This is a genomic window from Ignavibacteriales bacterium (assembly GCA_016214905.1).
Lineage (GTDB): Bacteria > Bacteroidota > Ignavibacteria > UBA10030 > SZUA-254 > PNNN01.
In genome coordinates this window covers 776258-792714 of sequence record JACRMQ010000007.1, presented here as the reverse complement: position 1 = coordinate 792714, position 16457 = coordinate 776258, and the positions used below count along the sequence as shown (strand labels likewise).

Annotated in this window: 15 protein-coding genes; 3 read left to right on the top strand and 12 right to left on the bottom strand. The window is 42.1% G+C overall.

The features are described 5' to 3' along the window. Positions 1-2: 2 nt before the first annotated feature. From HZB59_10575 to ald, 12 genes are all read right to left on the bottom strand, one after another. On the bottom strand, positions 3-266 hold the full coding sequence (locus HZB59_10575) for a ferrous iron transport protein A (GenBank protein MBI5021869.1): 264 nt from the start codon (positions 264-266) through the stop codon (positions 3-5). A gap of 275 nt (positions 267-541) precedes the next feature. After that, positions 542-994: a CoA-binding protein gene (locus tag HZB59_10570; GenBank protein MBI5021868.1), complete on the bottom strand. Its 453-nt coding sequence runs from the start codon at positions 992-994 to the stop codon at positions 542-544. Between the two features lie 5 nt (positions 995-999). Next, on the bottom strand, positions 1000-2301 hold the full coding sequence (locus HZB59_10565) for a PLP-dependent transferase (protein MBI5021867.1): 1302 nt from the start codon (positions 2299-2301) through the stop codon (positions 1000-1002). A gap of 14 nt (positions 2302-2315) precedes the next feature. Next, positions 2316-3305 carry a hypothetical protein gene (locus HZB59_10560; protein ID MBI5021866.1) on the bottom strand — a complete coding sequence of 330 codons (990 nt, stop codon included), beginning with the start codon at positions 3303-3305 and terminating at the stop codon, positions 2316-2318. A gap of 105 nt (positions 3306-3410) precedes the next feature. Next, entirely contained in the window at positions 3411-3668 is a 258-nt protein-coding gene (locus tag HZB59_10555) for a hypothetical protein (protein ID MBI5021865.1), read from the bottom strand. A 14-nt stretch (positions 3669-3682) separates the two neighbouring features. After that, positions 3683-4240 carry a 2-oxoacid:acceptor oxidoreductase family protein gene (locus HZB59_10550; GenBank protein ID MBI5021864.1) on the bottom strand — a complete coding sequence of 186 codons (558 nt, stop codon included), beginning with the start codon at positions 4238-4240 and terminating at the stop codon, positions 3683-3685. Continuing rightward, positions 4237-5058, bottom strand: a complete 822-nt coding sequence (locus HZB59_10545; GenBank protein MBI5021863.1) for a 2-oxoglutarate oxidoreductase — start codon at positions 5056-5058, stop codon at positions 4237-4239. Before HZB59_10545 ends, HZB59_10550 begins: the two co-directional genes overlap by 4 nt. A 1-nt stretch (position 5059) precedes the next feature. Next, complete coding sequence (locus HZB59_10540; GenBank protein ID MBI5021862.1) at positions 5060-6142, bottom strand: 3-methyl-2-oxobutanoate dehydrogenase subunit VorB; 1083 nt, start codon at positions 6140-6142, stop codon at positions 5060-5062. After that, entirely contained in the window at positions 6139-6465 is a 327-nt protein-coding gene (locus tag HZB59_10535; GenBank protein MBI5021861.1) for a 4Fe-4S dicluster domain-containing protein, read from the bottom strand. Before HZB59_10535 ends, HZB59_10540 begins: the two co-directional genes overlap by 4 nt. Positions 6466-6503: 38 nt before the next feature. After that, positions 6504-8756 (bottom strand): NADP-dependent malic enzyme, encoded by a 2253-nt coding sequence (locus tag HZB59_10530; protein ID MBI5021860.1) that lies wholly within the window; start codon positions 8754-8756, stop codon positions 6504-6506. A gap of 68 nt (positions 8757-8824) precedes the next feature. Then, the gene (locus tag HZB59_10525; protein ID MBI5021859.1) at positions 8825-10132 is read right to left on the bottom strand and encodes an acetyl-CoA hydrolase/transferase family protein; all 1308 of its coding nucleotides are present in this window, start codon (positions 10130-10132) and stop codon (positions 8825-8827) included. A 42-nt stretch (positions 10133-10174) separates the two neighbouring features. Next, on the bottom strand, positions 10175-11290 hold the full coding sequence (gene ald, locus HZB59_10520) for an alanine dehydrogenase (GenBank protein MBI5021858.1): 1116 nt from the start codon (positions 11288-11290) through the stop codon (positions 10175-10177). Between the two features lie 426 nt (positions 11291-11716). On the opposite strand from ald, the gene HZB59_10515 reads away from it, so the two are divergent. From HZB59_10515 to HZB59_10505, 3 genes are read left to right on the top strand one after another with little or no spacing between them, the layout of a single operon-like run. After that, positions 11717-12571, top strand: a complete 855-nt coding sequence (locus tag HZB59_10515) for an NAD(P)H-dependent oxidoreductase subunit E (protein MBI5021857.1) — start codon at positions 11717-11719, stop codon at positions 12569-12571. Between the two features lie 22 nt (positions 12572-12593). After that, positions 12594-15782 (top strand): FAD-dependent oxidoreductase, encoded by a 3189-nt coding sequence (locus HZB59_10510; GenBank protein MBI5021856.1) that lies wholly within the window; start codon positions 12594-12596, stop codon positions 15780-15782. Next, entirely contained in the window at positions 15779-16456 is a 678-nt protein-coding gene (locus tag HZB59_10505; protein ID MBI5021855.1) for a (2Fe-2S)-binding protein, read from the top strand. Before HZB59_10510 ends, HZB59_10505 begins: the two co-directional genes overlap by 4 nt. The last annotated feature ends 1 nt before the right edge of the window (position 16457 follow it).

The following is a 16457-nucleotide window of genomic DNA, read 5'->3' as shown; positions in this document are numbered from 1 at the left end:
ATTCAGTCACGATGAGCTCCTTTTTCTCCGCTAACCGTCACAAGAATTTGCTTTGCCAACTGATTTCCAATTGCAATATGTTGACGATTTTTTTGCAAAACTACCGTACCACCGGGTAACCGTTCCAAACATTTTACCCGTTCGCCTTCATGAATTCCCAAGCGAACAAACTGCGCTCGCATCACTCCGTGCGGAACAAACACTATTTTAATCCATTGACCGCTATTAACTGATATCAATTTGTGAACATCTTTACTATGAACCATAATCTTCAAAATTCTTTCATTTTCTCCGATTTTAACGTAAAATCAGAATATCTCAATAAGGATGATTTTATCCTTATCAGTATAACAATTTAATAACCATTTTTAGTTTTCCAAGTATGATCTTTTTTATCGTATGATAAATTCACGATAATTTAGATATTAATAAGATTTTAAAAATGAATAATTGAAAAACGATATACTATAACAAATATTATTTGGTTTAAATCTGTTCGCAGTCGGTAAGAACTTCTTGATATGCAAAAAGAGATTTCTTTTTATTGAGGATATTTCCCTAACAATTTCCAGATAAATTTATGAAAGTTGTGCGGAAATTTTTGCTGAGACACAAACATCAAGATACATTCACCGTGGATGGCTTCGATGCCATACTCTGAACACATCTCAAGAACTTCCGTAGACGATGATCCTTGCTGAAACCATACTTTCTTAATGCCTGATTGTGCCGCTTCGCGTATAATATTTTTCGATTGGTCGGGTTTGACTGCGATGATCAACGATTTCACATTTTCCGGTATTGCCGAAATATTGTTATGGCATTTAAAACCATCGATTGTTCCCGCACTCGGATGAACCGGATGAAGCGTATATCCTTTTCCACTTAATTCTTTCAGAATAACATTACCGAACTTTTTTCCTGAACGCGATATTCCCACTATCGCAAATATTCCATCTTCAAGAAAACCATCGATCAATTTTTTGGAAATCATCGGGATCAAACTCTGTCTAAAGCATTCGCAAGATCTTTGATTATATCACTCGGTTTTTCTAATCCGATGGAAAGCCGTATACCACCCGGCTCGAGCCCGCTTCTCACCTGTTCATCCAAAGGAATAGCTGAGTGAGTCATAGAACTCGGATGTTCAATCAGCGTTCTGATATGACCCAAGCTTACTGCAAGAGTAATTGAATAAGCATTTTTTGCAACGAAGTTAATAAATTTTTCTCCTTTATTATGACGCTGCTTCGGACTTTTTCCCTTAAGAACGAAATAAAGAATACTGCCGGGTGCGAACTTATCGTCATAATCTCGCATTTGTTTCTTTGCTAAGTCGGATTGGGCGAACGATTTTAATCCGGGAAAATTCACGAACGCAACACGCGGATCGCTCTCCAAGAAAGTAGATATTGCCAGCGCGCTTTCCATTTGATGGCGCATTCGCGCTGCTAAACTTGGTAAACCATACACAAGAAGTGGCCACGCGCTTTTCGCGGCAAGGGCACCTCCAAAATCTTTTCGATATAGCAGCAAAATATCGTAGCTCCACTTGGGACCCACAACAACCCCGCCCATATCGGTTCCGAAACCACAAATATTTTTAGTCAGAGATGCAATTACAAAATCAACTCCGAACTCGAGAGGTCTCTGGCAATACGGACTTGCGAAAGTGTTATCGACGATAACGTATATTTTTCTTCCCTTGGGCCTCTTTTTATTTTGCTGTTTCACTTCATTGACGATCGCTTGAATATCAATCAATTCAAGTGTGGGATTTACGGGAGTTTCAAAATAAATTACCCGTGTTTTCGGTGTAATTGTGCGCCGAACATTGACAGGATTTTTCATATCGATGAATTTTGTCGAAATCCTGTAGCGAGGATACCAATTTGTGAGCAGAGAGTATGTGCATCCGTATAGAATATTATGAGCGATAATTTCATCACCCGTACCTGTTACACATCCAAGCGCGGCAGCAACTGCCGCCATTCCGGTAGAGAATGTAACCGCGGCCTCACCATTCTCGGCGGCGGCTAAATTTTCCTCCAGCACTTCTTTGTTCGGTTCACCAAGCCGGTCGTATATATAAATAGGGGCGCTTGATGAAATAGCCGCATCATCCGTATGATGAGCGAACTCCGCGAAACCGAGCGCGCCGCGTTTAGCCGATTCCAGGCGGAATGTGCACGATGATGATATGGGAGGAACAACATGATGGCTGAAATCCCATTTTTTGCTGATATTCATTCCGTGAATGAGTGTGGTTTCTACCGAATGTTTTTGTTTATTTTTTTTCATAATTCATTTGCATATTATTGAATGATATCTAATTGTTGAACCGGAATTCCCCTGGTCTTTTTCAAGAGGAGACGTGTTTGAACACACGAGCGGAAGTGTTCTCGCAACAGCTGCATAACTTCTGAATTCATCCAGATCGATTTGAAATTATAATTTTCTTCTCTCAGATCACCGCACTCCTGGCACATACCGCTGCAAACAAAAACTTTTCCCAGCTCGTTTATAAAAGCATAAGTTTTTCCTGCGAGACAGTGATGGATCCAACGCGGATGTCTACTATCGGAAAAATCAAAATCGTTTTGCTCTTCTTCCGGAAACGGCGAGTACCTGACGCATTGGGGTGAGAGATACATGTTATTGGGAAGAATGAATTTTAAATCTGATATCTTGGTGATGAATTCATCGAGAGATTTAATCTCGTCATCGAGCATTGTTACTTCTTGAACGCTTCTATCGAAACGAAGGTGACAGTATAAACCATGACCATTTTTCCTGAAAGCGTAATCTAAATTGAAGGCGAGATTCCTGAGATTTGGTTTTGTAACCAGAATGCTAAAGTGAATTTCGAATTCTTTAGCACGCAATAAATCCACAGCGCGTTCAAGCGATTGGAAAGCGGGCGTTAACTGAAATCTTGTTTCGAAATCTTCAACAATATGATTATTCAGGATAAGTCGGAATGTTTTTGGTCCTAACGATTTATATTTATCGAGTAGCTCTTCCGTAATTTCTTCGGGATGGACTTCGGCAATCATCTTTAAGTCCAGTGCGCTTCCGTACTCGATTATTTCATGTAAATCAGGCCGATCGATTAGAGAATCACCGTTCAAAACGATGATTGGTTTAGATAACCGTGCGATGCTATCGATAATACAGAGACATTCATGCTGAGTAAGTAATTTGTCGTGCAAATTATCCAGGGCGCCATTACCTGTCAGCTGCCAAACGATCATCCTGGGACGGAAATCGTTTCGCAACTGTGAAGTATTTGAGTGCATCTGCATTTCAATCCCTTTGATTATAATTTCATTTGCATTCTGACTAATGCATTTTTAAAAATCGTTCAAGAGTCGGATAAAAAGGATGGATAACCCATTCAATCCGGGTGATTAACTTTTAAATCCATCCTGTATTTGATCCAGAACTTCGAACTTCGATTTTAACAAGACTTTCGCTTCTTCAAGTAAGCGGATAGTTTTTTGGCGTTGTATAATCAATTCGTTCAATATCACCTTTACATCAGGATAGTTACACTCATCCCGCAGCGAGTCATATTGAAGAATAGCTTCTTTCTCGTGAAGAGTTGCAATTTCCAACGCGTTGCAAAATCCTTTACAAGAGTGAGCACATTCAATTTCTTTTTTCATAATTTCGACCTCCATTAAGCTAATGGTGTGGCTGCTTCTACTACAATTTTTTCTCCCCGTTCGAGCGCTTCTTGATTTATTTTTAGCATGTGGTGGTATCGTTCGGGCAGAACTTTAGATAACGCTTTTACAACTGTTCCGGTTTCAACAACCTGACAAACACTTAAAAAGGCACCAACCATAATCATATTTCTAACTTTAAGATTGTTGAGTTTCAATGCTTCAGCTTCTACAGGAACTGCCGCGATCGTTATATCTGTCCGCGTGGGAGGAACAATTATATTCCCGCTATCATACATGATGATTCCGTTCGGCTTCACAGATTTCTCGAACTTATCGAGCGATGGCTGGTTCATCGCAATCAACGCATCGAATTTACCAACGATCGGAGAACTTATTCGTTTATCGGATACAATCACGATACAGTTTGCCGTACCACCGCGCATCTCGGGACCGTACGAAGGCATCCATGAAACTTCTTTCCCTTCGATAATACCCGCATAAGCAAGCGTCATCCCCATTGATAGAATACCTTGTCCGCCAAATCCGGCAAATAAAATTTCATGTGTCATATTTTAGTCTCCTTCTGCTCGGGCATAGTTATTTGTTTCTTCTCGATAAGTTTTCCTTCCACTTTTATGTCACCCGGAGGAAACATAGGAAACATATTTTTTTCAAGCCACTGATTCGCTTCCAGCGGATTCATCTTCCAACCCGATGGACAATTTGAAACGACTTCGATTAAGCAGGTTCCTTTTTTATCCTGTTGATATTTAAAAGCTTTTTCAACCGCTTTTTTAAGATGTCTTACGGCGGTTGGATTATGAACAGATTGACGGGTGATATAATAAGTACCCGGCAATGTTGCAACCATCTCGGTAATCTTTATCGGGAATCCCTGAGTTTCAACCTGCCTGCCTTCGGGTGTGGTGCTTGTAACCATGCCGAGGAGTGAAGTAGGAGCCATTTGTCCTCCAGTCATTCCGTATATGGCGTTGTTAATGAAAATGATCAAGAAATTTTCACCACGATTACACGCATGGATAGTTTCTGCTGTTCCGATTGCTGCAAGATCTCCGTCACCTTGGTACGTGAAAACAAGTCTATCGGGGAGAACCCGCTTTATACCGGTAGCGACCGCCGTTGCCCGCCCGTGAGCCGCTTCTTGCATATCGATGTTCATATAATTGTAAGAGATAACAGAGCAACCAACAGGTGCAACTCCGATAGTTTTATCCTGGATTCCAAGATCATCAATCGTTTCCATTAAAACTTTATGAACCACACCATGCCCGCAGCCGGGGCAGTAATGCATTCTCGTTTCGCTTAAGGATTTCGGTTTTTCCCAAACTACTTCCATGCCGTTTGTTGGAACTTGAATGTCGGACATATTATACTTTCTCCTTCATCGCAATACTTTTCATAAACAGTTGTAAACTATGCAGAATTTCTTCGGCGGTAGGTATTACACCTCCCATCCTGCCATAAAATCCGACAGGCACTTTTCCATTCACACCCAAGCGAACATCCTCAATCATCTGACCGGCATTCATTTCAACCACGAAAAATCCGCCTACCTGCTCCGAAAGTTTCGCAATAATATCGAACGGGTAAGGATAGAGCGAGATCGGACGCATCAATCCGATTTTTATTCCGGTTTGTTTTGCAAGTTCAATAACTCGCTGGCAAATCCGGGCGGTTAAACCATACGCTACCATGATAACATCGGCATCTTCGGTGTTCATCAATTCATATCTAACTTCATTCGCTTCTATCTTGCGATATTTTTCCTGAAGCCGAATATTGATGTTCTCCATTTCGTCAGAGTGGAGATGAAGCGATGTTATTACGTTCGGAGATCGGTTACTGCTCTTTCCAACTGTTGCCCATGGTTTCGGAGGTTTGTGAGCTTTGGGATCGTACTCCGGAAAAATAACTTTTTCCATCATTTGACCAAGCGCCCCGTCGGTTAGGATGAGTACCGGATTTCGATACTTATCGGCGAGATCAAAGCCAAGATAAACAAAATCGGCCATCTCTTGAACGCTTGCGGGCGCGAGAACTATCAGATGATAATCGCCATGACCTCCACCCTTCACCGATTGAAAATAATCTCCTTGCGACGGTTGTATGGTTCCCAAACCGGGACCACCACGATTTACGTTCATTAGCAAGCATGGTAATTCCGCACAAGCGATATACGATATCCCTTCCTGCATGAGACTCATCCCGGGACTCGACGAAGTTGTCATTGCGCGAGCACCGGCGCCTGCAGCGCCATATATCATATTTATCGCCGCTACTTCACTTTCCACCTGCATCACAATCATACCGCGTTTACGTCCTTGGTCTGATAGATACTCGATGATTTCGGATTGAGGGGTTATCGGATAACCGAAATAGGCATCGCATCCGGCACGAATGGCTGCTTCTGCTACTGCTTCGTTTCCTTTCATTAAACGTATCTCACTCATACATCAATCCTTCCTACTCCACCGGGGACATTGGGGTTATCGATTGTAAATTTTATATTGCTTTTCACATTGGAGATTACAGCTACCGGTTCTTTATCTTTTTTCTTTGAAGAAGAACGATAGACAGTAATAACTGCATCCGGACAAACCAACGCACAATTAACGCACCCCGTACAATTATCTTGAATGGTTACTGCGAAGTGGTATCCTTTATTATTTATATCTTTCGACATCGCGAGAGTATCTTGCGGGCATGCTTCTACGCAAAGCTCACACCCTTTACAAGTCTCGATATCGACTTTGACTGTTCCTCGAACTGCCATGAATTTCCTCTGATTGATGATTAATCTTATCTGTTTCTTTAATCTGTTAATTGTGCATCTTTAACCGCCATCGCAGTGATATTTACGATATCGGATACATCATTACCTGGGATTAAAAGGTAAACCGGTTTTTTAATTCCCATAAGAATCGGTCCTACGGCGGTTGCACCTCCAAGACGGGCTAACAGTTTATACGCAATATTCGCTGATGTAAGTCCCGGACAAATGAGCACATTGGCTCCGCCCTTCAAACTGCTGAACGGATAAATTTCATTGATTATTTCAGGTGATACCGCGGTATCTGCTTGCATTTCACCATCAATAATCAAACTTGGCATTTTGGCTTTCACAATATCTGCCGCTTCGCGCATTTTATCTGCGAGCGGATGCCGAGTGCTGCCGAAATTGCTGAATGCCAACATTGCTATTCGCGGTTCAACATCGTATTGTCTTACTTTCTCGGCAGTCAGCATTGCGATCTGCGCAAGCTGTTTAGCGTCCGGTTCGATATTTACCGTAGCATCTGCAATGAAGATGATTTGATTTTTAAAGATCAACATATACAGACCGGCCACTACATCTGTTCCTTCCTTGTGACCAATTATTTGAAGTGCAGGTCGGACAGTGTCGGGATAGTGCTGTGTCAATCCGGATATTAATCCATCCGCATCACCCTCGCGCACCATCATCATGCCGTAGTAATTTTCTATTTTCATTAGCCGTTCTGCATCGAAGTGTGTTATCCCCCGTCTTTTCCGATATTCATAAAATTTGACTGTATAATCTTTATACTTCTTTGAGTTAAGCGGATTTATAACTTCGATTCCACTCATATCTATCGACATATCTTTAGCTTTTTGCTCGATTATTTTGGGATCGCCCAGTAAAATCGGGTGTGCGATTCCATCCTCGATCACCATCTGTGCGGCACGAAGAATTTTTGTTTCTTCTCCTTCCGGGTAAACAATTTTCTTCGGTGATTTACGGGCTTGATGGATGAACACTCTCATAATTTCACGCGATTTTCCAAGACGCGCTTCGAGTTGATCTTTGTATTCTTCCATATCTTTTATTTGAATACGGGCAACACCTGTTTCCATTGCTGCCTTCGCAACCGCAGGAGCTTCCCACAATAGAACTCGAGGATCAAGCGGTTTTGGAATAATGTATTCTCTGCCAAATTCAATCTTCTTACCGCCATAAGCACGAATTACCGTATCCGGTACATCTTCTTTCGCAAGCTTGGCTAACGCCATTGCTGCGGCTACTTTCATCTCGTCGTTAATCTGCGTTGCTCTGACATCTAATGCGCCCCGGAATATAAACGGGAATCCGAGAACATTATTAACTTGATTCGGATAATCCGACCTGCCTGTTCCCATAATAATATCTTTCCTTGCGGCAATGGCATCAGGATATGTTATTTCGGGATCCGGATTTGCCATAGCAAACACAATCGGGTTATCGGTCATCGAACGAACCATATCTTTGGTGACTAAATCTTTTACGGAAACCCCACAAAAAACATCAGCACCTTTCATCGCATCGGCAAGCGTTCTATCCTTAGTATCGACCGCAAAATATTCTTTGTATTTATTCATTCCTTCTGTACGTCCCTTGAACACAACACCTTTAGTGTCAACAAGCCGGATATTACTTCGTTTTACACCAAGGGTTTCATAAAATTTCGCACATGCAATACCGGAAGCGCCAGCGCCGCTGAACACAACGCGAATATCTGAAATCTTTTTACCGACTATTTCAAGCGCGTTCAGCAACGCAGCTCCGCTGATGATCGCGGTACCGTGCTGATCGTCGTGGAACACAGGAATATTCATTATCTTTTTTAATTCTTCTTCAATCTCGAAACATTCGGGTGCTTTAATATCTTCCAAATTAATTCCACCGAATGTCGGTTCAAGAAGTTTTACAGCTTTGATTATTTCTTTCGGATCGTGAGAGTCAAGCTCGATATCAAAAACATCTACATCTGCGAATGTTTTGAATAACACACCTTTACCTTCCATCACAGGTTTGCCTGCAAGGGCACCTATATCTCCTAATCCTAGCACAGCTGTTCCGTTACTGACAACTGCAACAAGGTTTCCTTTGGTGGTGTAGAGATAAGCATCTTCAGGATTTTTTTCAATTTCAAGACATGGTTCTGCAACTCCCGGCGAATATGCCAGGGAGAGGTCACGCTGAGTAGCGCACGGTTTAGTAGAAACAACTTCGATCTTTCCCTTTCGTCCCTGGGAATGATAATCAAGTGCATCTTGTTTTTTTAACATAGTAAAATTCCTTTCTTATGATAGTCTCACTTTATATTTTATCCGGTTGAATAACTTATCGATATATTTTATAAAACCGGTCGAGTATATTTATGTTCAACAGCATACCGTTCAAGTTCTTCGCGGAATTTCGGGTGGGCAATATCGATCAACGCTTTGGCACGCTGGCGGATATTTCGACCATGAAGTTCTGCTATACCGTATTCGGTCACTACATAATGAACATCGGCACGGGTGGTAACAACTCCCGCTCCTGATTTTAATTTGGGTACTATTCTTGAAACCGTATCTTTTTTTGTTGTCGATGGAAGTGCGATAATTGGTTTTCCGCCCTTCGAATAAGCCGCTCCGCGAATAAAATCGAGCTGACCGCCGAATCCACTGTAAATTTTAGTACCGATTGAATCGGAACAAACTTGACCTGTGATATCGACTTCGATGGCTGAATTGATAGCCACCATTTTTTCGTTCTTAGCCACGATGAACGGATCATTTGTGTAATCGCACGGATGAACTTCGAATAGCGGATTGTTATCAACGAACGAGTATAATTGTTTCGAGCCAAAAATAAAGGTGGCGATTATTTTACCGGGATGGAGTGTTTTTTTACTGTTGGTGATGATTCCGGATTCAATGAGTTTTACAATTCCATCCGAAACCATTTCGGTATGAATGCCTAAATCTTTTTTATCCATCAATGATTGCAGAACGGCATCGGGAATTCCGCCAATCCCAAGTTGAAGTGTTCCACCGTCTTCAACAAGAGAGGCTATGTGCTTTCCGATCTGAAGTTCAACCGCGGAAGGTGGTTTTCTCGGGAGCTCAGGTAATTCTCTCGATAACTCAACAATCTTATGGATACGCGAAATATGGATAAATGAATCTCCCAATGTGCGGGGCATATTTTCATTCACTTGAGCTATAACAATTTTTGCACTTTCGGCGGCAGCTTTGGATGTTAGACATTCGACGCCAAAACTCATAAATCCGTGCTCGTCCGGAGGCGAGACCTGGATTATTGCAACATCAAGAGGAATAACTTTCTTAGTGAAAAGAGCAGGTATCTCAAAAAGAAAAACCGGCACATAATCGGAGCGACCATCGTTAATAGCAAGGCGATCTGCCGGACCGACAAATAAAGAATTATGTCTGAAATGTTTTTCCATCCCCGGCTTCGTGAACGGATCATCACCTATCAGGAGAACATGGTTTACTTCCACATTCCTCAGTTCATCTTTGCGTGCGGCAAGTGCTTCTACCAGTTGAAAAGGTGTTGCTGCATTCCCGCTTATAAAAATATGGTCGTTGCTCTTAACGGTGGTAACCGCTTGCTCGGGTGTTGTAAGCTTTTCTTTATATTGATATACCCAATTCATATTCTTTAAATATTTATCGTTTGATTATGACAGTCAAACAAATCACAACAGTGATTGAACATTATAATGCTTCAACTCGAACCTGCGAGCGAGCGGCTCGTTGGTACATTTGCCCTTGTATGTGCAAACTCCTTTTGCAAGTCCGGTATCTTCTGCCAATGCACCTGAGATTCCCAATTGCGAGATATTTAAGAGATAAGGAAGCAGAGCGTTAGTCAAACCATAGGTTGCGGTACGCGAAACATTCGCCGGCATGTTTGGGACACAATAATGAATTACATTATGCAGAACGTATGTCGGATTCTCAAGCGTAGTTGGGCGGCTGGTTTCAATACATCCACCCTGGTCGATTGAAACGTCTATTACAATCGAACCGGGTTTCATCAGTTTTATCATGTCTTCAGTTACTACATGAGGCGCGCGTTCTGCTTTAATTAGTACCGCGCCAATCACAACATCAGCGAAATGCAATGCCTTACGGATATTGTATTCGTTAGCGATGGCTGTTACTATACGAAATTTAAATTCGTTTGCCAGCGTGCGGATGCGCCTTAAATCTTTATCCAGTAATATAACTTCGGCTCCAAGACTAAAAGCGATTCGAGCAGCCGCATGCCCCACAGTTCCGCCGCCGATTATTAAAACTGTTGCCGGTGGAACTCCTGTAATTCCACCCATCACTATACCGCGTCCATTCGCGCTGCTTTCAAGATAACGCGCAGCGACCTGTGTTGCCATTTGACCTGCGATTTCACTCATCACCTGAAGTATCGGCAATTCCCCGTTCTGATCTTCTATCAACTCATAACCGATAGCGCACACATTTTTTTTCAAAAGTAATTCAAGTTTTTCTTTTTTTCCAACTACGAGATGAAGAGCTGAAATCAATGTTTTTCCATCTTCCAATCGCTCGCATTCTTCAACGGTGGGTGGAGATACTTTCAATACAACTTCGGATCGGCCGAATATCTCATCGCGAGTGTAAACAATTTTTGCTCCGGTTGTTTCGTACTGTTCATTGGTAAAGTGGGAAGCGACTCCGGAATCTTTTTCAATATAGACCTGATGCCCGCCACTGACTAGTGACTGGACTCCCGCAGGCGTTAATGCGATACGTCTTTCGCGTGCTGTGTCTTCTTTAAGTACACCAAAATTCATAGAACCAACACTGAAAATGATTGAATGATATAGAATTATTATTGGATATCGACCGAATTAAAAGTGTCAATTTGTATGCCAGATATTGATTGTTTTAAAGGATTATAAGTAACAATATCTCTTTTCACAAATAATCTGATATCTCATGAATGATAATTTTTTATGAGATAATTTTCAGAGTTGATAGTCATTCCCTATCGTGAAGAGCTTAACCAAAAATTAATATACAAACTTTTTAAATATTCACAATTATTATTAACTTCAAACTATTAATACGTTGGAATAAAGATTGCTAATTAAAAATTATTCTGATATTTTACATATCAAGCATGATTTGAATGAAGGAGGTCAATACTTTGAAGAAAGATAATAATCGGTTGTTGTAGCATAAATCGCTTAACGAAAAACTATCTAAGAAGGTGACTGATGAATCGTGAAAGTGTTTTACCCATCGTAGAGAAGTACAAACATCACCGAGGTGGACTCATCTCCATCCTCGAAGAGATCCAATCAAAATACGGTTATTTACCTGAAGATGTACTTCGCATAGTAGCAGAGATAACCGCCCACGATATTGTTGATATTTACAGTGTTGCCACATTCTATCGAGCATTCCGGTTAAAAGAAAGAGGTAAACATCTTGCCTCGGTATGCCTCGGAACAGCCTGCCACGTTCGAGGCGGACAAGCCATCGCAGATGAGTTTGAACAGAAACTCAAAATAAAAAGTGACGGCGAAACAACAACAGATAAAGAATTCACGTTAGAAACAGTTCGCTGCTTAGGCGCATGTGCTATTGCCCCTGTTGTAGTTGTTGACGGACATTATTTTTCTCACGTAACAACCGGCAAGGTAAAAGAAATTATCCAGCACACTAAATCCGGTTTAGATAAAGTTGATATCAAAGAAGATAAAAGAATTTTCCCTCTCGAGGTAAATTGCTCGCGCTGTAATCATCCTCTCATGGATCATGAAAATTTAATCGATAATCACCCCTCCATAAAAATCACGATTTCTTACGGACAAGAACATGGTTGGGTTAGATTATCGTCGTTATATGGAAGTTATACGATAGAAACAGGGAATGAAATACCGATGGATACAATTGTTCATTTCTTCTGTCCTCACTGTCATACAGAATTAGTTGGCACATCAAATTGCACGATGTGCAACGCAGCTATGATACCTCTGGTGGTTCGAGATGGCGGCATAATACAGATTTGTTCAAGACGCGGATGTAAAAGTCACATGCTCGATTTAACCACTCCAACACTCCAATGAACTAATTTCAGAGAGTAAAAATATGGCACCTGAACGATTCAACTCGATTAATGCTTTAAAAGAATTTCAAAAGAAATTAGTAACTCAGAAAGAATCAAATGCACCGACAATTATTATCTCTGCCGGAACTTGCGGCCAGGCGAGCGGAGCCAATGATCTAATCCGAATTGCCAAACGCGAAATCATCGCAAGAAAATTAACAACCAAAATCCATCTGCGTATTACCGGATGCCATGGTTACTGTGAAATGGAACCATCCGTCCTTGTTGAACCAAGAGGTACTTTCTACCCTAAGTTGAAGATGGATGACATGATACGAATTGTTGAGGCGGTAGCAAAAGGTGCATTATTACCCGATTTATTCTACACCGATATTGCCACGGGCCAAAAATTTGAAAAACAAAACGATATACCATTCTTTAAGAAACAAAACCGCAGTATCTTATCAAGGAACGAGAAAGTTGATCCGATAAGAATTACAGATTACATCGTGAATGACGGTTACTCATCGTTGATAAAAGTTATTGAAAAAAATGATGCTTCATGGGTCGTAGATCAAGTTAAAACGTCTGGTTTGCGTGGCCGCGGCGGCGCCGGATTTCCAACCGGTATGAAGTGGGAAATGCTTGCAAAACAAAAAAACGGAAGGGGGAAATTTCTCGTCTGTAATGCTGACGAAGGTGATCCGGGGGCATACATGGACCGAAGCGTTCTTGAAGGCAATCCACACAGCATCATAGAAGGAATGATTATCGGAGCTCTTGCAACAGGAGCAACCGAAGGTATTGTATATGTCCGTGCTGAATATCCGCTCGCAATCAAACATCTCTTAATCGCTTTACGCCAAGCTCGTGAATTTGGTCTTTTAGGGAAAAATATTTTAGGAACTAATTTCTCATTTGATCTTAATGTAGTAAAAGGCGCAGGCGCGTTTGTTTGCGGTGAGGAAACTGCTCTCATCCGTTCGATCGAAGGAAAGATGGGAGAACCGCGACAACGTCCGCCATATCCGGTACAAAAAGGAATTGAAGGAAAACCAACCGCTATCAACAATGTTGAAACATGGGCGAATATTCCAATAATATTTAATGTCGGCGGTTCAGAATTTTCAAAGATAGGTACAGCGAAAAATTCGGGAACAAAAATTTTCAGTCTTGTCGGAAAAGTAAAAAATACCGGCTTAGTTGAAATTCCGATGGGAATTACAATCAATACAATCGTCAATGAAATTGGCGGTGGCCCTGTTAAAAAAGCAAAGATAAAAGCTGTCCAAACCGGCGGTCCATCAGGTGGCTGTATTCCTGCGAAGATGTTTGACCTCCCGATTGATTACGATAGTTTAACAGCTGCAGGTTCCATCATGGGTTCCGGCGGCATGATAGTTATGGACGATGATACTTGCATGGTCGATGTGGCAAAGTACTTCATGAATTTTCTAAAAGATGAATCTTGCGGAAAGTGTTTTACATGCCGCAAAGGAACTCAGCGCATGTACGAAATACTCGAAGATATTTCAGAAGGACGAGGTACTGAAAGTCATTTGAAACTACTCTCAGAATTAGCCGAAACAGTTAAAGATACTTCGATGTGCGGACTTGGTCAATCGGCACCGAATCCGATTCTAAGCACATTGCGGTACTTCATCGATGAATACAGAAGACATATCTACAACAAACGATGCGATGCCTTCGTTTGTAAGGGAATCGTAGGTGCACCTTGTGCATCTGCTTGTCCGATCGGAACAGAGGCATGGCGTTACATAGCGCATATCCAGCGTGGCGAATTTGAGGAAGCATATCGAGTTATCAGAGAAGCCAATCCTCTTCCGTCCGTTTGTTCACGCGTTTGTAATCATCCGTGCGAAGATCGATGCAAGGCAGGAATCCACGGCGGTGATCCAATCGCCATCCGGGCATTAAAACGTTTCATTACCGATCGCATTGAGCCCTCGGTTTATAAACCGTTGCGTCTCGCAAAAACTACAAACAGCCATCCACTAGTAGCTATAGTCGGATCGGGTCCTGCGGGATTGACTGCTGCACATTATCTTTCATTGAGAGGTTACAAGGTAACGGTATTCGAAACAGAAACACAACCGGGCGGAATGCTTTTCAGTGCAATTCCATCTTATCGTTTACCTCATGAGGTCATTAAGAAAGAAATAGATGCGTTGCTGGACGAGAACATTACAATCAAATGTAATACTACCTTGGGCCGCGATATAACATTGGATAGTTTGTTCGATGATGGATTCCAGGCAATCTTTGTAGCCATTGGCGCCCATAAGAGCTTGCGCTTACAACTGCGCGGAGAAGATATGCCAGGAGTATATCCATCAATTCAATTCCTGAAAGCTTTTAACCTGCGCGGTGAAAAATTGGCAAAAGGTCGCGTTGGTATTGTTGGCGGTGGTAACTCTGCTCTTGATGCGGCACGGATTGCTATCCGGCAACCGGATGTGAAAAGTGTTACTATCTTCTATCGGCGGACACAAGAAGAAATGCCTGCATTCGAAGAAGAAATTGAAGCTGCTCTTCAGGAAGGTATCCATATAGAAACGCTGGTATCACCGACAGGTATTCTATCGGAAGGCGGTAAACTTTCCGGCATTGAATGTATTAATAATGAGTTGGGTGATCTTGATGCGACCGGACGTCGACGCCCTGTTGCAATTCCCGGTACTCAACATGTCATTCCGCTCGACACTTTAATAGTGGCAATAAGCGAGGGCTCCGATACTGACTGTGTAACTGTGGCCGGTGCAAATCGGCTTGATGTCGATGATCGCAAGAATACGATAATAGTAAATTCTGAAACTCTCTGCACAAATCGATCGGGTGTTTTTGCGGGCGGTGACGTAATAACAGGTCCCAATACCGTGATCGATGCAATCGCCGCAGGTAAAAAAGTCGCTGTAATGATCGACCGCTATTTGAAAAATGAGGAATTACAACATCCCTCTGAATTGAAATTACCTCATCATTACATCGAACCGTTCAAAACGAACGGCAGTTCGCAATCCACAAAACGGACAGATCTACCGCGAATTTCAATCGAGAGAAGGAAACACGAATTCACCGAAGTGGAGATGGCACTTTCTATTGAAGAGGCAAAAAGCGAAGCGGGCAGATGCCTCCGATGTGATCTTGAATTCACACAGAAGAAACATGAAGAACCGAAATCTCAGGTATTGAAGGAACAATCAGCATGATTAATATAAAAATAAACGGCCTGCCTGTCTCCGTAGAAGAAGGCACAACAATACTCGAAGCTGCAGAATTCCTTGGTTTCCCAATTCCAACCTTGTGTCACATGGACGGTTTGACACCCTACGGTGCATGCCGGCTGTGCGTGGTGGAAATCGGTGAAGGACTTAAGTCGAAACTTGTTTCGTCGTGCACTTACCCGGTCGAGGAAGGAATGAAAATCAGAACATCCTCCAATAGAGTAATTCGCGCACGGAAAATGGTGATCGAGTTGTTGCTGGCTTCTTGTCCACAATCAAAAATAATTCAAGATATAGCATCGGCTCATGAGGTGCGCCAACAACGGTTCCGACAGGAACATGAAGAATGCATTCTTTGCGGATTATGCGTTCGAATGTGCAAAGAACAAATGATCGGCAATGCGATTGGTTTTCGTGGCAGAGGTGGAAATCGAAGTATAGGTACACCGTTCGATATTAAATCAGAAAAATGCCGTCTGTGCGGCGGTTGTATATACGTTTGTCCGGCTTGTCAGTTAAGATGTACTTATACGCAACCCGAGCTTGCAATCTGCGGCGGTTGCGCTAACCTTAGTCCACCCTGCATAGAAAAAGAAAAGTTTAATGACATGATGTGCTACATGGAACCCTGTGTGGCATGTGAAATAAAAAAAGATTAAC